Annotated in this window: 15 protein-coding genes; 8 read left to right on the forward strand and 7 right to left on the reverse strand. The window is 71.2% G+C overall.

Features of this window, described 5'->3' with window-relative positions:
• Positions 1-212: 212 nt before the first annotated feature.
• The 3 genes from IO29_RS34730 to IO29_RS34740 all read right to left on the reverse strand — a co-directional run bounded on the left by IO29_RS34730 (position 213) and on the right by IO29_RS34740 (position 3,608).
• Entirely contained in the window at positions 213-2,033 is a 1,821-nt protein-coding gene (locus IO29_RS34730) for an FtsX-like permease family protein (protein WP_030378539.1), read from the reverse strand.
• On the reverse strand, positions 2,033-2,779 hold the full coding sequence (locus IO29_RS34735) for an ABC transporter ATP-binding protein (protein WP_030378540.1): 747 nt from the start codon (positions 2,777-2,779) through the stop codon (positions 2,033-2,035). Before IO29_RS34735 ends, IO29_RS34730 begins: the two co-directional genes overlap by 1 nt.
• 238 nt (positions 2,780-3,017) lie before the next feature.
• Positions 3,018-3,608, reverse strand: a complete 591-nt coding sequence (locus tag IO29_RS34740; RefSeq protein WP_030378541.1) for a TetR/AcrR family transcriptional regulator — start codon at positions 3,606-3,608, stop codon at positions 3,018-3,020.
• Positions 3,609-3,754: 146 nt separating this feature from the next.
• Here IO29_RS34740 and IO29_RS34745 point away from each other — a divergent pair, with 146 nt between their 5' ends.
• On the forward strand, positions 3,755-4,726 hold the full coding sequence (locus tag IO29_RS34745) for an alpha/beta fold hydrolase (RefSeq protein WP_051707455.1): 972 nt from the start codon (positions 3,755-3,757) through the stop codon (positions 4,724-4,726).
• On the opposite strand, the gene IO29_RS34750 is transcribed toward IO29_RS34745, so the two are convergent.
• Complete coding sequence (locus IO29_RS34750; RefSeq protein WP_030378543.1) at positions 4,695-5,162, reverse strand: Lrp/AsnC family transcriptional regulator; 468 nt, start codon at positions 5,160-5,162, stop codon at positions 4,695-4,697. The two genes, IO29_RS34745 and IO29_RS34750, sit on opposite strands and share 32 nt — an antisense overlap.
• Positions 5,163-5,255: 93 nt before the next feature.
• On the opposite strand from IO29_RS34750, the gene IO29_RS34755 reads away from it, so the two are divergent.
• From IO29_RS34755 to IO29_RS34785, 7 genes are all read left to right on the forward strand, one after another.
• Entirely contained in the window at positions 5,256-5,729 is a 474-nt protein-coding gene (locus tag IO29_RS34755) for a rhodanese-like domain-containing protein (RefSeq protein ID WP_030378544.1), read from the forward strand.
• 169 nt (positions 5,730-5,898) lie between these two features.
• Positions 5,899-6,888: a serine/threonine dehydratase gene (locus IO29_RS34760; protein WP_030378545.1), complete on the forward strand. Its 990-nt coding sequence runs from the start codon at positions 5,899-5,901 to the stop codon at positions 6,886-6,888.
• 356 nt (positions 6,889-7,244) lie between these two features.
• Positions 7,245-8,258, forward strand: coding sequence for a LacI family DNA-binding transcriptional regulator (locus IO29_RS34765; protein ID WP_030378546.1), 1,014 nt, complete (start codon positions 7,245-7,247; stop codon positions 8,256-8,258).
• Between the two features lie 633 nt (positions 8,259-8,891).
• The gene (locus IO29_RS34770) at positions 8,892-9,986 is read left to right on the forward strand and encodes an ABC transporter substrate-binding protein (RefSeq protein WP_030378547.1); all 1,095 of its coding nucleotides are present in this window, start codon (positions 8,892-8,894) and stop codon (positions 9,984-9,986) included.
• 56 nt (positions 9,987-10,042) lie between these two features.
• Positions 10,043-11,602 carry a sugar ABC transporter ATP-binding protein gene (locus IO29_RS34775; RefSeq protein ID WP_030378548.1) on the forward strand — a complete coding sequence of 520 codons (1,560 nt, stop codon included), beginning with the start codon at positions 10,043-10,045 and terminating at the stop codon, positions 11,600-11,602.
• Complete coding sequence (locus tag IO29_RS34780) at positions 11,595-12,560, forward strand: ABC transporter permease (RefSeq protein WP_030378549.1); 966 nt, start codon at positions 11,595-11,597, stop codon at positions 12,558-12,560. Before IO29_RS34775 ends, IO29_RS34780 begins: the two co-directional genes overlap by 8 nt.
• Complete coding sequence (locus tag IO29_RS34785) at positions 12,557-13,594, forward strand: ABC transporter permease (protein ID WP_030378550.1); 1,038 nt, start codon at positions 12,557-12,559, stop codon at positions 13,592-13,594. Before IO29_RS34780 ends, IO29_RS34785 begins: the two co-directional genes overlap by 4 nt.
• A gap of 85 nt (positions 13,595-13,679) precedes the next feature.
• On the opposite strand, the gene IO29_RS34790 is transcribed toward IO29_RS34785, so the two are convergent.
• The 3 genes from IO29_RS34790 to IO29_RS34800 form a co-directional block, all read right to left on the reverse strand.
• On the reverse strand, positions 13,680-14,111 hold the full coding sequence (locus tag IO29_RS34790) for a tautomerase family protein (protein ID WP_030378551.1): 432 nt from the start codon (positions 14,109-14,111) through the stop codon (positions 13,680-13,682).
• The gene (locus tag IO29_RS34795; protein WP_051707457.1) at positions 14,102-14,734 is read right to left on the reverse strand and encodes a carboxymuconolactone decarboxylase family protein; all 633 of its coding nucleotides are present in this window, start codon (positions 14,732-14,734) and stop codon (positions 14,102-14,104) included. Before IO29_RS34795 ends, IO29_RS34790 begins: the two co-directional genes overlap by 10 nt.
• A gap of 168 nt (positions 14,735-14,902) precedes the next feature.
• Complete coding sequence (locus tag IO29_RS34800; RefSeq protein WP_030378553.1) at positions 14,903-18,172, reverse strand: LamG-like jellyroll fold domain-containing protein; 3,270 nt, start codon at positions 18,170-18,172, stop codon at positions 14,903-14,905.
• Positions 18,173-18,205 lie beyond the last annotated feature (33 nt).

The following is an 18,205-nucleotide window of genomic DNA, read 5'->3' on the forward strand; positions in this document are numbered from 1 at the left end:
CGACACGACCGCTACGGCGGCCGGCCGGGCGCGGGCAAGTACGCCCGCCGCTTCTGCCCGCCCCGATGACGCTGCCGCCGGCTCCGGTGGGGTTGACCGGCCGGATGGAGGCCGGACTCCTGCCGTCCCGGGGCGTGTTCGCCCGGGGACGGCAACCGCGGCGGGTGCCGACGCCGTGAGCGCCGTGGGCGACGGGCCCGTACGCCCGCGAGCTATTCGTGTGCCGCCGCCAGCGAGATCGGCGCGGGGCGGGTGGCGGTGAGGCTGGTCCACACGCTCGCCGCGCCGACGACGAGGAACCCGCCCAGGACGGTGAGCCAGGTGATGCCCCACGGCATCACCAGCGTGCCGGAGATCCCGCTGACACCGATCAGTGAGGCCAGTGCCGCCAGCCAGCCCAGCAGTATGCCGGTGACGGCGACGACGGCCGCTTCGAGCAACGCGCTGCCGACGACCTGCCCGCGGCTGAAGCCCGTGAGCCGTGCCACGGCGAACTCGCGGCGGCGTTCCCCGGCGGCGATGACGACCGCGTTGACCAGGGCGATGACGGCGTAGAGCGAGCTCAGGCCCATGATCGCCTTCATGACTCCGGCGTTGAGGGTGTCCTGTGCGTGGTCGCTCCGCGCGATGTACGCGTCGACGGTCGAGACCGGCTGCGGCAGGGTGGACGCGACGGTGGCCCGATCGGCGTCCGGCCGGAGCCGCACGAGGGACTGCGCGCGGCCGAGCGCGGACGACGGGACCAGGTCGTGCGGCAGCAGGTATTCCGGGCCCCCGTTGAGTTTCGGCGGGAGCACGGCCACCACGCGCACGGTGAGCGTCTTCCCGCCCGCCCGGATGCCCACGGTCGAGCCGAGTGTTCCGCCCGCCGCCGCGACCGTGGCGCCGTGCAGGTCGGCGTACGAGCCCGCGACCAGAGGCAGCCGGTGCACCCGCTGGTATGCGGCCGGGTCGACGGCGAGCGCCTCCACCTCGTCGGTCTCGGTGTCGGTGTCGCCTCCGTAGTGCGTGACGGTGGTGGCCTCGACGGACAGGGAGTACTCGTTCGACACGGCCGCGACACCCGGTGTGCCGGGCGCGACCGGTCCGGTGGCGACGAGGTCGGCGTGCAGGTCGTCGGCCAGTTGGCGCCGTGCGCCCGCGGAGAGCGTGTCGAACGTGCCGGCCAGCCCGATCGCGAGCGCCACCAGGACGAGCAGCGGTGCGGCGGTGGACGCGCTGCGGCGGACGCCGTCGCGCAGATTGGCCCGCGCGAGCGAGCCGAGCGGGGTACGGCCGGCGAGGCCGGCGGTGAGCCGTCCGACCAGCGGCACGACGACCGGGCTGAGTGCGCTGAGGGCGAGCGCGAGGGCGACCGTGGAGTTGACCGCCAGCGGGATGGCCCCGTTGGGGCTGTCGACGGCCGTCGCGACCGACATGAGGACGACCCCCACGACGAGCAGCGAGATGCCGAGGAACCAGCGGGAGCCGGTCATCACCTTCGCGGCGGCGCCGGTCTCCCGCAGCGCCTCCAGCGGGCGCACGCGAGAGGCCCGGCGCGACGCGGCGAGCACCCCGGCCTGCGCGACGCCGATGCCGATTCCCGCGGAGACCCACAGGACCCAGCCGTGCCAGGCGGCGCTGAACGAACCGGGCAGGAAACCGAGGTTCGTGAGCAGCGACGTCTGCGCGCTCATCACGACCGCTCCGGCCGGTATCCCGAGCACGGTGCCGACGACGCCGAGCAGGAGCGCCTCGGACAGCAGCAGCCGCCGGATCTGGCCGCGGCTGCCGCCGACGAGGCGCAGCAGCGCGAGGTCGCGGCGGCGCTGGGCGATGGTGAAGGCGAACGTCGAGCTGACGATGAAGACCGCGAGGAACGACGACACCCCCAGCGACATCCCGAGGATCGCGATCGCCTCCCCGTACTTTCCGGCGGAGGCGACGATCAGCAGCGACGACTGCACGATCGCGACGCCGAGTGCGACGGTGATGACGGCGCCGACGAACAGGCGCCAGCGTTCCCGGAAGGTGGCGAAGGACAGGGTGAGCATCAGACCTCCAGTGCGGCGAGCCGGTCGGCGACCTCGCGTACCGAGGGACGGACAACACGGTCGACGATGCGCCCGTCGCAGAGGAAGACGACGGAGTCGGCGGCGGCCGCGGCGGCCGGGTCGTGGGTGACCATGACGATCGTCTGCTCCGAGACATCGACCATCGAGCGCAGGAGCGCGAGCACGACCCGTGCGGACCGGGAGTCGAGCGCGCCGGTCGGTTCGTCCGCGAACAGGACCGCGGGGTGCGTGATCATGGCGCGCGCGAGCGCGACGCGTTGCTGCTGACCCCCGGAGAGTTCCCGGGGCCGATGGCGAAGCCGTTCGCCGAGCCCGACGTCGGTGAGGACGGCACGGACGTCCTTGACGGACACCTTGCGGCCGGCCAGCCGCAGCGGCAGGGCGACGTTCTGCTCGGCGGTGAGGGAGCCGACCAGGTTGAAGCTCTGGAACACGAAGCCGATCTCCCCGCGCCGCAGCTGGGTGAGCTCCTGTTCGGAAGCGGTGGCGAGATCGCGCTCGCCGAGGAGGACCTGCCCGTCGGTGGGGCGCTCGAGGCCGGCCGCGCAGTGCAGGAGGGTGGACTTGCCGGATCCGGACGGTCCCATCACGGCGGTCCACGTACCGCGCGCGAAGCCGATGTCGACTCCGTCGAGGGCGCGGACGCGTGCCTGCTTGCCGCCGTACTCCCGGACCACGCCACGGAGCGAGACGGCCGTGTCCGTGTGCTTCTGAAGGAGGGTCATCGTGTGTGTTCGCTCATCTCTCGTCGGTAGTGGAGAAACTACGGACAAGACCGCTCCCGCACGTCACCCCGCGGTGGACAATGTCCCGTAGCTCGCACGGGGGACGGGCTCGGGCAGGAGGGTTCACGAGCCGGATCGCGCGGGCCGCGGGCGGAAGGCTGCCTGACAGCGGTCCGCACGCACACGTCGGCCCCGACGTGTGCGTGCGGACGGTGAACTCGGCTGTGCCGGACAGGTGTCAGTCGCGCGCGGCGAGAGTCCGGGCCAGTGCGTCGAGGGTCACGTCGACGATGGTGCGCAGTTGGTCCGTGGTGGTGCCGGCGCGGCTCATGAGGGCGAGGGACTGGTTCACGGCTGCGAGGTGGGTGGCGTGGGAGTCGGCCGCCTCGTCGTGGAGTCGGCCGGCCTTCAGGGCGGCGCGTAGTCGGGTGTGCTGGAAGCCGATCGCCTCGCGTGCGCGGGACGCGACCTTCGCGCTCAGTGCCGGGGTCGCCATGACGGTCTGGGCCACCAGACATCCGTCGGGCAGACCGGGGTCCGCGATGCGTTCCAGGGTGACGTCGAAGAACGCCCGGGCGGCTGCCAGGGGTTGGCCGGCGGCGCGGGACAACGCGGCGTCGTACTTGTCTCCGTAGCGCGTGGTGTAGCGCTCCAGGCAGCGCAGGAACAGCGTGTCCTTGTCGCCGAGCGAGGAGTAGATGGAGCTGCGGTTCAGCCCGGTCGCCTTGGACAGGTCGTCCACCGACGTGTCCGCGTAGCCGGACCGCCAGAACTGGATCATCGCGGCGTCGAGCGCCGTGTCGACGTCGAACTGCTTCCTGCCTGCCACTCGGCCCCGCCTTCCTCTTTCCTTGTCCTTCGCCTCCCGGTGGCAGCCATTCTTCCATCTTGAACTGAATGGTTCAAGATGGGGTAAGGTGAGGGCACACCGGGCGGCACCCTCGTGCGCCGGTGGAAGAAGAGTGGAGGAGAACCATGAGCTGTCCCGCGAGCGTCCCCCCTGTCTCCGGCGATCCGGTCGGTGAGCTGCCGTTGCCCGACCTGGCCGGGTTCGGTCACCGTTGGGTCGACACGGGTGGCGTCCGGCTGCACGCGGTCGAGGGCGGCCGGGCGGACGGCCCGGCGGTCGTGCTGCTCGCCGGGTTTCCGCAGACGTGGTGGGCATGGCGTGCGGTGATGCCCCACCTGGCCGACCGCTTCCGTGTCATCGCGATCGACCTGCCCGGCCAGGGCCACTCCGAGCGCCCGGACATCAGCTACGACACGCACACGGTCGCCGCGCATGTGCACGCCGCGGTCGAGGCGCTCGGCGTTCCGGCGTACTGGCTGGCCGCCCACGACATCGGCGCGTGGGTCGCCTTCTCCCTCGCCCTGAAGTACCCGGGCCGACTGCGTGGCCTGGCACTGCTCGACGCCGGCATCCCGGGCATCACCCTCCCCGAGTCCGTCCCGACCGATCCCGAACGGGCGTACAAGACCTGGCACTTCGCCTTCCACCTCGTGCCCGGGTTGCCCGAGACACTGCTCACCGGCCGCGAACGCGAGTACGTCGGCTGGTTCCTGAAGACCAAGGCTCTGTCCGACGTCACCTTCGGCGACGCCGACATCGAGCACTACGCCGCCTCCGTGGCCGCCGGCGGCGGGCTCCGTGCGTGTCTGGCCTACTACCGGGACGCCGCCGAGTCGGCGCGGAAGAACCACGAAGCGCTGGCACAACAGCGCCTGACCGTCCCGGTGCTGGGGATCTCCGGCAGTCACGGATCCATCCCCGACATGGCGGCCTCCCTCGGGCCGTGGGCCGAGCATGTCACCGGGTGCGTCGTGCCGGAGGCGGGACACTTCCTTCCCGACGAGCAGCCCGGCGCCGTCGCCGCCGCGCTGACCGGCTTCGTCACCGAAGAGGCGTCCGCGGTGCTCAGGCCCCGGGACTCGCGGCCAGGGACGTGAGCGCGCGGTCCGGGAGGGGGCTGGAGTAGACGATGCTCGTGGTGACGGAGCCGAGGCCGGCGATGCGGCCCGTCGTCGTCTCCAGGTGGCGCATCGAGCGCGCGAGGACCTTGAGGACGAAGCAGTCCTCACCGGTGACATGGTGGGCTTCCATGATCTCGGGGGTGGTCGCGACCAGGTCCTGGAACGGTTTGTAGTTGCCCGTGGGGTAGCGGAGACGGACGAACGCCATGATGCCGAGGCCCAGCCGTTCCGGGTCCACCACGGCCGAGTAGCCGCGGATCACCCCGCTCTCCTCCAGCCGCCGCACCCGTTCGGTGACGACACTGGCCGACATGGACACCGTCCGGGCCAGCTCGGCGTAACTGGCCCGGCCGTCCCGCTGGAGGGCCTCCAGGATGCGCATGTCGGTCTCGTCCAGGGAATCGGCGGTCATGAGGGAGAAGTACCACGGTTTCCCCGGTGGAAGCCAGATACGGCCGTTGAGCGTCCGTTCCCGGGGGCGGCTGTGCTTCATAGGGTTTTTCCCATGACTCACACCGTCGCGCGTCCCGCGCCGCACGTACCGTCCGCGGCCCCCGCCGAGGCCGCCGCGTTCTTCGCCGCCCGTCTCACCTTCCAGGCGGACGTCTCCGACGTCCGTGCCTCGCTCGACTCCGGCGACCCGGGCTTCGTCCTGGTCGACTCGCGCGGGAGCGCCGGGTGGGAGCAGGGACATGTGCCGGGCGCGGTCCACCTGCCCACCGCCGACATTCCCGCCCGGGCCGCGCATGTGCTCGACCCGCGGGTGCCGGTCATCACCTACTGCTGGGGGCCCGGCTGCGACGGCGCCACCCGCGCGGCCCTCGCCCTCGCCCAACTCGGTTACCGGGTCAAGGAGATGATCGGCGGCATCGAGTACTGGACCCGCGAGGGCTTCCCCGTCGAGTCGTCGGCCGGCATCGAGCACCACCCGGCGGATCCGCTGACCGCTCCTACGGGCTCGCCCGGCTGCGCTTGTTAGGGTCCTTCTGACGGATCTCCGCGGCGTCGGCGTGCCCGTCGGCCGGCCCTTGTGGCGACGGCCCGCTCATCGGCCGGCCTTGTGACGCCGGCCCGCTCGCCGGCGGTTACCGTCGTCGCTGCCGGACGGCCATGACGGGGTCGTCCTCCTGTCCGATCGGAGCGATGACGTGCACTCACTCGCCTACGGTGACATCGAGGCCGCGACCCACCGGATCGCGGGGCGCGTCCGTCCCGTGAGCGTCGCGCCGCCGGGTCCTCCGGTGGCCGGGGGCGAGCGCATGCCGCAGGGTCAACAGGTCCATCTCGCACTGGAGTTCATGCAGTACACGGGCAGTTTCAAGGCCCGGGGCGCGCAGAACTTCCTCCAGGCCCACCGCGACGCCGGCACCCTCCCGGACATCGGTGTGACCATCGCCTCCGGCGGCAACGCGGGGCTGGCGTGTGCGTGGGCGGCCCGGCAGCAGGGCGTGCCGGCCACGGTGTTCCTGCCGGCCACCGCCCCCGCGGTGAAGGTGGCCAAGCTCCGCTCGTACGGGGCCGACGTACGCCTCGTCGGCAGTGAGTACGCGGAGGCGCTGGCGGCGTGCGCGGAGTTCGCCGCCGCCACCGGTGCGCTCACCTCGCACGCCTACGACCACCCGCTGATCGCCGCCGGGGCGGGCACCCTGCTGGAGGAGCTCCGCGCCCGGATCCCCGGCCTGGACACCGTGGTGGTCGCCGTCGGCGGGGGAGGGCTGTTCGCCGGTGTCGCGACCGCCGCCCGGCACCACGGGATCCGTACGGTTCCGGTCGAACCGCGGAACTGCCGTGCGCTGGACGCCGCCGTCGAGGCGGGGCACCCCGTGGACGTCGCCGTGGACTCCGTCGCCGCCGATTCCCTCGGCGCCCGCCGGGCCTCCGCCATGGCCCTGCACGCCGCACAGGAGGACGGCGTACGCTCCGTGCTCGTGCCGGACGACGAGATCGTCCGGGCCCGCCAGGAACTGTGGGACCACCACCGGCTGGCGGTCGAGCACGCCGCCGGCGCGGCCTTCGCCGCGGTCCTCGGCTCGCCGGACACCGGTCGCCCGCTCGTCGACGGCGAGCGGATCGCCGTCGTGCTGTGCGGGGCCAATACCGATCCGGGGGATCTGGTCCGGCGGCCCGGCCGCGGCTGAGCCTTCGGGCCGTCCCGGCATCCCCGCGTGGCGGGTCGGGGCCGGCCGGTACGTCCGCCCGTCGCCGGTGGGCACGGCCGTATCCGGGGAGGGGGACGTTGCGCGGGCCGGGCGCACGCGACGGGCCCGCGATGTACCGGCCCGGCCCCGTGCGCGCGTGGGCGGCTTCCACGCCGTGCCGCGTCGGGGCGCGGCTCGGCGGAACGTGAACGGGAGGGCCCGCCCGTCACCTTGTAGCGGAACGAAAACGAATGTATAACGTTGTAAAATCAGGGGTGTGGGCGGAACAGGGCCGGCGGTGACTGCGCCGGGTGCCGCCCCGTCAGCCCGTTCGGGCGGCTCAGAAAGGGATGGACGTGCGGGTCAGCCTCAAGGACGTCGCCGCGCACGCGGGGGTCTCCATCAAAACCGTGTCCAACGTGGTGAACAACTACCAGCACGTCACCCCGGCCATGCGCGAGCGCGTCCAGAGGTCCATCGACACACTCGGCTACCGGCCGAACCTGGCCGCCCGGCATCTGCGCAAGGGGCGTACGGGTGTCATCGCGCTCGCCCTGCCGGAGCTGGGCAACCCCTACTTCGCCGAGCTGGCCGCGGCGGTCGTCGACACGGCCGCCGAGCACGACTACATCGTGCTGCTCGACCACACCGGTGGCCGTCGTGAGCAGGAGATCCTGGTCAGCCAGGGGTTCCGGGCGCGTGTCATCGACGGGCTGATCCTCAGCCCCATCGAGCTGGAGGCGGAGGACCTGCGCGACCGGGAGAACGTGCCGCTGGTCCTGCTCGGTGAGCGGGACTACGACCTGCCCTACGACCACATCGCCATCGACAACGTCGCCGCCGCGCGGGACGCGGTCCGGCACCTGGTCTCCCTCGGGCGCCGGAACGTGGCGTTCATCGGGGCGCGGAGCGGGCGCAGCGAGCCCGCGCAGCTCCGGGTGCGCGGCTGGCGCGAGGAGCTGGAGACGGCCGGGCTGCCCGCCGACGACGGGCTGGTCGCCGCGACGGACGGCTGGGGCCACGCGGACGGGGCGGCCGCCATGGCCCGCATCCTGGAGACGGGGCGCCGGCCGGATGCCGTGTTCGCGTACAACGACCCGATGGCCATCGGGGCGATGCGGGTGCTGCACGAGCGGGGGCTGCGGGTGCCCGAGGACGTCGCGGTCGTCGGGTTCGACGACGTGATCGAGGGGCGGTTCGGAGCGGTGACCCTCACGTCGGTGTCTCCGGACAAGGAGGCGATCGGCCGGCTCGCGGTCGAGTCGGTCCTCGCCCGGCTGGGCGGCGACACGCGTCCGCCGTTGCGGGTGTCGGCGGATTATCGGCTGGTGGAGAGGGAGAGCACGTTGGGGAGGGGGGCGCGGGGCTGAGCGCGCCCCGGGGGCGCGTCTTTGCGCCCCGTCCCGGTCGCGCGCCCACCGACGTGCGGTGCGCCCACCGGGTTGCCCCGGTTTGCGGGTTGGGCGTGTGCGGGTGGGTTGTGGCTTGTCGCGCAGTTCCCCGCGCCCCTGGGGGGTGCGCCTGGACTGTGTCGGGGGAGTGAGGGACGGGACGAACGAGCAGTGGCGCGCCCCGTGAGGGGCGCGGGGAACTGCGCGCTCAGCCATGAGCGAGCCGCACTCGCGCATCCGCACTTCGAGGCAGCCCCGTAGGCGCCCCGCCCCGCGTGGAGTGCCCTCGCCCGGGGCGAACCCCCCGCGCGGAGCGCCTGCTCGCGCGGACCGCCCCTCGCGTGGGGCCCCGCCCGCGGCGCCCCCTCCACGTGGAGCGCGCACCGCCCGGGGCGAACCCCGCCCGGGGTGCACCCCCGGCTTCGCGCCGCCCCGGGGCGGGCTTCACGCGCCGTATCCGCACCGTGCGCGAGGGGTTTACAACCCCCTTCCAACGATGTAAAAACCTCATTGCGGCGGACCTGACAGGGTCCGGCGTGGGGGAGACGCGCTGTTGGCGCTTGCTTTCGGCTCCCCCGTTCCCTTTTCAGCGTCGCCCGGATCGGGGTCACCATGCAGCGCACCATTCACCGTCCTCACCTCCTCGCCCGTCCCGTGGTCGTGGCCCTGGCCGCAGCGGTGGCCCTGACAGCGAGTGCCTGTACCAAGTCGGAGGACGACGGGTCGGACACGCAGAAGTCCTCGGCCGCCGCCGACACGCAGCAGAAGGTCGCCACGCCGAAGGCCGGCAGCAAGACCTGCACCATCGACGCCTACGGCGCGAAGAAGATCGACCTGAAGAACGCCACCGTCGGCTTCTCCCAGTCCGAGAAGGAAGCCAACCCCTTCCGCATCGCGGAGACGCAGTCCATCAAGGACGAGGCCAAGAAGCGCGGCGTCAAGCTGCTGACCGCCAACGCCCAGTCGCAGTTCTCCAAGCAGATCAGCGACGTCCAGGACCTGCTCGCCAAGGGCGCCGACCTCCTCGTCATCGCCCCCCTCAACTCCGACGGCTGGGAGCCGGTGCTCCAGGCCGCCGCCGCCAAGAAGGTCCCGATCGTCACGATCGACCGCAAGATAAACGCGACGCCCTGCAAGGACTACGTCTCCTTCATCGCCTCGGACTTCGTGGAGCAGGGCAGGCGCGCCGCCGACCAGATGATCGAGGCGACGGGCGGCAAGGGCGAGGTCGCCATCCTGCTCGGGTCGGCCGGGAACAACGTCACCACCGAGCGCACCAAGGGCTTCAAGGAGCGGATCGCCGAGAAGGCCCCCGACCTGAAGGTCGTCTTCGAGCAGACCGGTGACTTCTCCCGCGAGAAGGGCCAGCAGGTCACCGAGCAGCTCATCCAGTCCAAGCCCGGCATCAAGGGCATCTACGCCGAGAACGACGAGATGGGCCTCGGCGCCGTGGCCGGCCTCAAGGGCGCCGGCAAGAAGGCCGGCGCCGTCAAGATCGTCACGGTGGACGGCACCCGCAACGCCGTCAACGCCATCGTCGACGGCTGGATCAGCGGCGTCGTCGAGTCCAACCCCCGGTTCGGCCCCCTGGCCTTCCAGACCCTGGACACCTTCACCCAGGGCAAGGAGGTCGCCCAGGACATCATCATCCAGGACGGCGCCTACACCTCCGACAACGCCAAGCAGGACGCCGGCAAGGCCTTCTGATCCCCTCCCGCCCGCCCGTACTGTCCCCGCACCACCCGCACTACCTGGAGGCACAGGTGGCACCACCCGCCGAGGTCCTCGCCATCCGCGGACTCAGCAAGACCTTCCCCGGAGTCCGGGCCCTGGACGGTGTGGACCTCGTCCTGCACCCCGGTGAGGTGCACGCCCTCATCGGAGAGAACGGCGCCGGCAAGTCCACGCTCATCAAGGTGCTCACCGGCGTGTACCGGCCGGACGCCGGCACCGTCGAGTTCCAGGGCCGACAGGTCTCCTTCGCCACCCCGCTGGAGGCCCAGAAGGCCGGCATCTCCACCATCTACCAAGAGGTCAACCTCATCCCGCTGCTGAGCGTGGCCCGCAACCTCTTCCTCGGGCGCGAACCGCGCACCCGGCTCGGGCTGCTGGACTTCGCGCGCATGAACCGGGAGGCCGAGGAGACCCTGCGGACCTACGGCGTCCGCGTGGACGTGCGCCAGCCACTGCGCACCCTCGGCGTCGGCGCCCAGCAGATGGTGGCCCTCGCCCGCGCGGTGGCCACCGACGCGCGCGTCGTCATCATGGACGAGCCGACCTCGTCCCTCGAACCCCGCGAGGTCGAGACCCTCTTCTCCGTCATCCGGCGCCTGCGCGACGCGGGCATCGCCGTCGTCTACGTCAGCCACCGCCTCGACGAGCTGTACGCCGTGTGCGAGACGGTCACCGTGCTCCGCGACGGACGCCGGGTCCACCACGGCCGGCTGGCCGAACTCAGCCGCCTCGACCTGGTCTCCACCATGCTCGGCCGCGAGCTGGGCGAGGTCCGCTCGGAGGGGCTGACCAAGTTCACCGGCGACCACCACGCCGCCGACGCCCGGCCCGTCCTGGAGGCGACCGACCTCACCGTGCCGCACAAACTGCACGGCGTCTCGGTCAGCATCCGGCCCGGCGAGGTCGTCGGACTCGGCGGACTGCTCGGCTCGGGACGCACCGAGACCGCGAAGGCCATCTCCGGCGCACTGCCCGTCCGTTCGGGCAAGGTCGTGGTCGCCGGCACCTCGCTGCGCGGCGGCTCCACCCCCGGCGCCATCCGCGCCGGCATCAGCCTGCTGCCCGAGGACCGCAAGAGCGAGGGCATCGTGCCGGGCCTCTCGGTCCGCGAGAACATCGCGCTCGCCGCCCTGCCCCGCCTCTCCCGCTTCGGCATGGTCTCCGAGGCCCGCGTCGACGCCATCGTCGACACCTTCATCGAACGGCTGCGCATCAAGGCCTCCTCGCCGCACCAGAAGGTCGGCGAACTCTCCGGCGGCAACCAGCAGAAGGTGCTGCTCGCCCGGTGGCTGGCCATGAACCCCAAGGTGCTGCTCCTGGACGAACCCACCCGAGGCATCGACGTCGGCGCCAAGGCCGAGGTGCAGAAACTCGTGGACGAACTGGCCGAGGACGGCCTGGGCGTCCTGCTCATCTCCTCCGACCTGGAGGAACTGATCGAAGGGTCCGACCGCGTGGTCGTACTGAAGGACGGTGCGGTCGTCGGCGAACTGACCGGCGAGGACGTCACCGAGGACAAGCTGATGCGGACCATCGCCGGGGACATCCCCGCGCGGACCGCGGTGAAGGAGGCCGCCACCGATGGCTGAAGCCGCCGTGCGCACCGCCGCCCCGTTCGACAAGACCCGCGTCCTGCAATGGCTACAGGTCTACGGCGTCTACGCCGGCGTCGCGCTGCTCCTGATCGTCAACATCGTCATCACCCCGCACTTCCTGTCCACCGAGAACTTCCGCACCCAGGCCGTCCAGGTCGCGCCGGTCATCATCGTCGCGCTCGGCATGGCGCTGGTCATCGGCACCGAGGGAGTCGACCTCTCGGTCGGTGCCGTGATGGCCCTCGCGGCCTCCGTCATGGCCCTCTACCTCGGCTACGGACTGCTGCCCGCCCTGCTGGCGGTGGCCCTGTTCGCCGCCGTCGCCGGTCTCGCCAACGGGGCACTGGTCGCCTTCGTCGGAGTGCAGCCCATCGTCGCCACGCTGGCGTTGATGGTCGGCGGCCGCGGCATCGCGCTCGTGATGCTGCCCCAGCTGGAGGACCTGCACAATCCCGCGCTCGCCTCCCTCGGCTCCGGCGACCTCGTGGGCATCCCGTACCTCATCCTGATCGCCGCCGCGCTGGCCGTGCTGCTCGCCTTCGTCGTCCGGCGCACCACCTTCGGACGCCAGCTCCTGGCCATCGGCGACAGCCGCCCCGCGGCCCAGCTCGCCGGTCTCCCGGTGCGCCGCGTCCTCGTGATCGTCTACGTCGTGTGCGCGCTGCTCGCCGCCGTGGCCGGTGTGCTCGCCACCGCCCGGCTCCAGGCCAGCGACCCGACCTCGCTCGGCAACCTCATGGAGCTGTCCGCCATCACCGCCGTCGTCGTCGGCGGCACCCCGCTGACGGGCGGCCGTATCAGCATCGGCGGCACGGTGGCCGGCGCCGTCCTCATCCAGCTGCTCACCGCCACCCTCATCAAGCACGATCTGCCGCCCTCCTGGACGCAGATCGCCCAGGCCATAGTGATCGTGTGCGCGGTCTACGCCGCACGGGGACGGGGGAAGCGATGACCGTCACCAAGACGGACACCACAGCGGTGACGACCGCGAGCGACACCGCCGCGGACGAGACCGAGCCGGTCGGCTCCTCGCGCGCGGAGCGGCTCAGCGCCCTGGTCCAGCAGCACGGCGCCCTCGCGGTGCTGGTGCTCGTCTCACTCATCGCCTCGTTCAGCTTCGACTCGTTCGCCACCGGCGACAACCTCTCCAACATGGCGACCAGTTCGGCGTTCCTCGCGATCGTCGCGCTCGGCATGACCTTCGTCATCATCACCGGCGGCATCGACCTCTCCGTCGGCTCCCTGTTCGCGCTCGGCGGGGTGCTGGCGGCCTGGGGCTCACGGCACGGCACGCTGGTGGCGCTGCTGCTGCCGCTCGCGGTCTGCGGACTGATCGGCGTCGTCAACGGACTGCTCGTCGCCCGCTCCCGGCTCGCGCCCTTCATCGTCACCCTCGCCGCCATGCTGGGCGCGCGCGGACTCATGCTCTCCCTCACCGACGAGGGCGCCAACACCTATCTGATCGGCAAGGGTTCCTTCCTCGCCGAACTCGGCCAGGGCAGCACCCTCGGCCTCGGCAACCCGGTGTGGATCACGCTGGCGCTGTTCGTCGCGGGCGCCGTCGTGCTGCGCCGCACCCGCTTCGGACAGCATGTGTACGCGGTCGGCGGCAACGAGGACGCCGCGGCCCTCATGGGCGCCCCGGTGGCCCGCACCAAGATCCTCGTCTACACCCTGTCCGGACTCCTGGCCGGACTGGCCGGCGCGCTCAACGCGGCCTGGCTCGCCTCCGGCGTCACCATCCTCGGCAACGGCATGGAGCTGGAGGCCATCTCCGCCGTCGTCATCGGCGGCACCCTGCTCACCGGCGGCCTCGGCTTCGTCAGCGGCTCGCTCGTCGGTGTGCTGCTGCTGAAGGTGATCCAGAACGTCATCAACCAGATCGGCTCGCTGGACTCCTCCTACCAGCAGGTCGTCAGCGGCGCGTTCCTGGCGGTCGTCGTCATCGCCCAGACGTGGCTGGGCCGCAGACGACAACTGGTGTAGAGACCCACCTTCCCACACGGACGCACACGGCAGCCGGTCATCGCGACCGGCTGCCGTGTGCGTCCGCCTTCGGGAGGGGCCGGGCTCAGCTCGCGGCCCCGTCGCCGGTGAGGACGCCGTTCATGCGCGCGTCGTAGCCGGTGGTGGGGTCGACGACGCGGCCGGCGGCCCACCAGTTCTCCCGGGCCGTCTCGTTGATCGTCATCAGGAGATCCTCCTCGGGGACGTCGGCGAACAGCCGGAGGTTGTCGACGATCGCCCGGAACAGTTCGGCCTTCTGCTCGGCGGTGCGGTGGTTGAAGGACAGCTGGATGAGCATGGTGCGTTCGCCGCGGCGCAGACCGAACACGACCGGCTGCATGTGGAAGTTGTCGGGCGAGACCTCGTGGAAGACGTGGAACTGGTCGTCCTGGGGGATCTTCAGCACGTCGACCATCGCCTTGTGCAGGCCCAGGGACACGTTCCGGCGGTGCTCGGGGGTGGTCCCCTGGCGCAGATAGACGTTGATCAGAGGCATGAGGTGGTGTCTTCCTTCTCTTCGGTGGGTGCCGGTACCTGGAAGCAGGCCAGCAGGGCCGAGGTGGTGAGGTACTGGCCGACGAGACCGACCAGGGCGATGAGCGTGTGCGTGCCGAACGCCGCCACCGCCTCGTCGTAGAGGTCGTCCGGCACCCGGTGGTCGCGGACCAGCGCGGTGGTCAGACGGTGGGCGAGAGCGGCATCGGGGCGCAGCCCGCGCGGAGTCCCGCCGTGGAGCAGGGCCGCGACGGCCGGGCCGGGCAGGCCGGCCTTCCCGGCGGCCGCGGTGTGGGCGTACAGCGCGTAGTCGGCCCGCCAGTGAGCGGCCACGGTGAGGACGACCACCTCCCGCACGTCCGCCGGAATGCCGGCCCGGGTGAGCGCCTGGGCCCACTCCAGCAGGGGCCGGGCGATGCCCGGAGAGTGCAGCAGGGCGTTGAACGGGCCGATGAACCGCCCGTCGGGCAGGGCGTCCGTGTAGCCCGCCTCCTCCGCGGCGCGCGCCCGCGTGGCACGCAGACGGTCGTGCAGTGCGCGCTGGGATTCGTCGAGGGCGTCGGGGGCGAGGAGGGGCAACCGGCCGCCCGGTCCGCGACTTCCGTCGGTGGGGTGCTCGTGCATGACCTCCACGCTAGGAAGGCGGAGGGCATTCCACCAGCGAATGTTCGGCATGCGGGGTATGCCGAACGCTCATGCCGGTTCGGCCGTGGGGCCGGCTCGGGACCCCGCGCACACGCACGGCGGTCCCGGTGAGCCACGCTCACCGGGACCGCCGTGTGTCGTACGGGCTTACGGCTTCCGCGCCGCGTAGAGGGTGCTCACCTCCTCCGCGGTGAGCGCCTTGTCGTACGCGTGGACCTCGTCGACCGCGCCGTTCCAGAAGTCGGTGTTCTCGCCGTTCCACTTGGCGCGGCCCACCGCGAGGGGGCCGGAGCCGACGTAGTTCGGACCGGAGGCCGAGGTCGCCGCCCGCTTTCCGTCGACGTAGAGGGTGATCTCGTCGGTCGCGGCGTCACGGACGCCGACGAGGTGGTACCAGCGGCCGAGCTCCGGCGTGGTCGCCAGCCGGGCCCGCTTCTCGCCGGGCATGCTGAAGGCGAAGGCGCCCTGGCCGTACTGGAGGTAGAACGGGCTCGCCTGGCGCTTGCCGTCCTGGCTGACGGCGGTGGCGTAGTTGCCCGGGAGCGCGTCGAGCCTGACCCACGCGGAGATTGAGTAGCTCCCGGTGGTGTCGAGCACCGGCGCCTTGGTCTCGGCGTACTGGCTCTTGCCGTCGAACTTCAGGGCGTTGCCGCTGACACCGGGCGTCCAGGAGGTGCCCTCGGAGAGCGTCAGGGGGTTCTTGTTCGGCCCCGAGTCCGCGGCGGTGGTGCCGGAACCCTCGTCGAGCGACCAGCTGCCGCCGCCCTTCAGCGCCTTGCGGTCACCGGCGGCGGCACCCGCGGCGATCACCTTGCGGTTGATCTCACGGACCCGGTCCGCGTCGACCTTCAGCTCGCGGCGGTCGTACGTGTAAAGGCCGTTGAGCTCGTTCTCCAGGTCGGTGATCTGCGTGTAGACCGATCCCGACAGCTCGGCGCCCGCCTGGTCGAGGTAGAACTTCTCGGTGTTCTCGACGTACTTGTCGGTCAGCGCCTCCTTGTCCGCCACGCCGCTGTAGATCACGGTCGGGGCGCCCGGCCACATGTGCCCGGGGGTGCGCAGGGTGAAGCCGCCGTGCTCACCGTCCATGGCCGCCCGCTTCTCGTCCGGGAAGGCCGGGTCGGTGTTGTTGTAGTCGTGGTGGTCGATGATGTCGCCGGTGCCCGAGTCACCCTTGGAGTTGCAGCAGTTGACGCCGCTGTGGGTGTTGACGACGCGCGAGGGGTCGGCGGCCTTGACGGCCTCGGCGATCCGCCCGGTCTCCTCGCGGTTCCACTCGCCCCAGCCCTCGTTGAAGACGATGTTGCCGATGACGGCCGGCGAGTCGTGGTGCTGGCGCATCGCCTCCATGCCCTGGTCGACGAAGGCCTTCTGACCGGTCTCATCGGTGATGTTCCCGGAGACGAAGTCCTGCCACACCAGCAGACCCAGCTTGTCCGCGTGGTAGAACCAGCGGGCCGGCTCCACCTTGATGTGCTTGCGGACGGCGTTGAAGCCCAGCTTCTTGTGCGCCTTCAGGTCGAAGGCGAGGGCCTCGTCGCTCGGCGCCGTGTACAGACCGTCGGGCCAGAAGCCCTGGTCCAGGGTGGCGAGCGAGAAGATCGGCTTGTTGTTGAGCACCAGCTTCTGGTAGCCGCCGACCTTCTTGACGGCTATCTCGCGCATCCCGAAGTAGCCGGAGATCCGGTCCGTCGACCTGCCGTCGACGAGCTTGACGTCGAGGTCGTACAGATAGGGGTCGTCCGGGCTCCACAGATGCTGCTTCGCCACGGGCAGCGTCAGCTTCTTGTTGGCCGGACCGCTGACCCGGCCGACGACCTTGCCGTGCTTGTCGCGGGCGACGGCCTCCACGCGCGCCCTGCTGGAGGCGTCGTCGGACTTCGCCGTCACCGCGAGGGTGCCGGTGTCGATGTCGGGCGTGGTGACCACGTCGTCGATCGAGGCCGGGGCGACGGGCTCCATCCACACCGTCTGCCAGATGCCGGACGACTGGGTGTAGAAGATGCCGCCGGGGTTGGTGGACTGCTTGCCCATCGGCTGGTCGGCGCCGCCGGTGTCGGTGACCCCGACCACGATCTCCTGCGGGCCCCTGGCCTTGAGCGCGTCGGTGATGTCGGCGGTGAACGCCGTGTAGCCGCCGGTGTGTTCGGCGACCTTCCTGCCGTTGACCCAGACGGTCGCCCGGTAGTCCACGGCCCCGAAGTTCAGCTTCAGCCGGTCGCCCTTGCCGGACTTGCCGACCTTCCAGCTCTTGGGCACGTCGACGAGCTTGCGGTAGAACATGTGGTCCTCGTGCCGCTCCAGACCGGAGAGCTGCGACTCCACCGGGAACGGCACGATGATCTTCTCGCCGAGGTCCTTGCCGAAGGCCGGCTGCTCGTCCTTCTTCGCGCCGGCGAACTGCCAGGGCCCGTTGAGGTTCTTCCACTTCGAGCGCACCTGCTGCGGGCGCGGGTACTCCGGCAGCGGATGCCTGGTGTCGACCTTGTCGCCCCACGTGGTGGTGAGGCGGTGGGTGGAGTCGTTCTGCGCGTACCGGATGATCTGCGGTACGGCCTCGCCGCCGACGCTGAGGGCCGCCTTGCCGTCGTAGGAGAACCTGACCTGCTGGTTCTTCTGGATCGGCTCGGTGAGGTCGATCTGGAGCGAGTTGCCGCCCACGGTTTTGACCGAGCCGATCGGCATGGGGGTGGTGTCCGCCTGGACCTCGAGGTGGTCCTTGAGCGCGGAGAGATCACCGACCTTGCCCTCGAACCGGGCGCGCACCTTCTTGCCGTCCTCGCCCACCGTCAGCTCGACCGGGTAGACCTCGAAGTCGGCCGGCGGCGTGAACGCCGACATCGGCACCACCTGCTTGGCCAGGGTCGGGGTCGACCAGCGCAGGTACATGTTGGCGCCGCCGGTGTCCTGGAACATCTCCAGCCGGAAGTCGTGCTTCTCACCGGCCTTCAGATGCACCGCCGCGCTGGTCTGCTCCTTGTCCCAGTCGCCCTCCCAGTGGTCGATCACCGCCTTGCCGTCGATGAAGAGCCGGAAGCCGTTGTCGCCGATGGCGTAGAACGTGTAGTCGCCGGTGGCCGGCGCCTCGATCTGCCCCGTCCAGCGGGCGGTGGTGTTCTCCGTCTGCCCGGTCAGTTCCTTGAAGGTGTCGGTCAGACCGGAGAAGTTGATCTGCGGGTCGAGCAGGGTGCCGCCGAGGTGCGCGAAGTCCCGCGCGCCCGGCGCCGACATGCTGAAGTACTCGCCCTTCAGGCCGTGCACCGCGACGGCGTCCTGTCCGGACGAGTGGGCCGAGGCACCGGCCGGCGCCTCGGCGGCCGACGCGGTGGACACCAGGCCGGACGTCGGCAGGACCAGTGCGGTCGCTGCCAGCAGCGCCCACGCTCTGGCGCGTGGACGGGCGTGTGCTCTTGTCATCGAAACCTTTCCTCAACGGAGTTCAACGGGGCA

It is taken from the genome of Streptomyces sp. NRRL F-6676, assembly GCF_000725625.1.
Classification (GTDB): Bacteria; Actinomycetota; Actinomycetes; order Streptomycetales; family Streptomycetaceae; genus Streptomyces.

Bases quoted from the DNA above. Each gene is read 5' to 3' on its own strand.
- IO29_RS34730 (WP_030378539.1), bottom strand. From the start codon at position 2,033: ATGCTCACCCTGTCCTTCGCCACCTTCCGGGAACGCTGGCGCCTGTTC.
- IO29_RS34735 (WP_030378540.1), bottom strand. From the start codon at position 2,779: ATGACCCTCCTTCAGAAGCACACGGACACGGCCGTCTCGCTCCGTGGC.
- IO29_RS34745 (WP_051707455.1), top strand. From the start codon at position 3,755: ATGAGCTGTCCCGCGAGCGTCCCCCCTGTCTCCGGCGATCCGGTCGGT.
- IO29_RS34750 (WP_030378543.1), bottom strand. From the start codon at position 5,162: ATGACCGCCGATTCCCTGGACGAGACCGACATGCGCATCCTGGAGGCC.
- IO29_RS34755 (WP_030378544.1), top strand. From the start codon at position 5,256: ATGACTCACACCGTCGCGCGTCCCGCGCCGCACGTACCGTCCGCGGCC.
- IO29_RS34770 (WP_030378547.1), top strand. From the start codon at position 8,892: ATGCAGCGCACCATTCACCGTCCTCACCTCCTCGCCCGTCCCGTGGTC.
- IO29_RS34780 (WP_030378549.1), top strand. From the start codon at position 11,595: ATGGCTGAAGCCGCCGTGCGCACCGCCGCCCCGTTCGACAAGACCCGC.
- IO29_RS34785 (WP_030378550.1), top strand. From the start codon at position 12,557: ATGACCGTCACCAAGACGGACACCACAGCGGTGACGACCGCGAGCGAC.
- IO29_RS34790 (WP_030378551.1), bottom strand. From the start codon at position 14,111: ATGCCTCTGATCAACGTCTATCTGCGCCAGGGGACCACCCCCGAGCAC.
- IO29_RS34795 (WP_051707457.1), bottom strand. From the start codon at position 14,734: ATGCACGAGCACCCCACCGACGGAAGTCGCGGACCGGGCGGCCGGTTG.
- IO29_RS34800 (WP_030378553.1), bottom strand. From the start codon at position 18,172: ATGACAAGAGCACACGCCCGTCCACGCGCCAGAGCGTGGGCGCTGCTG.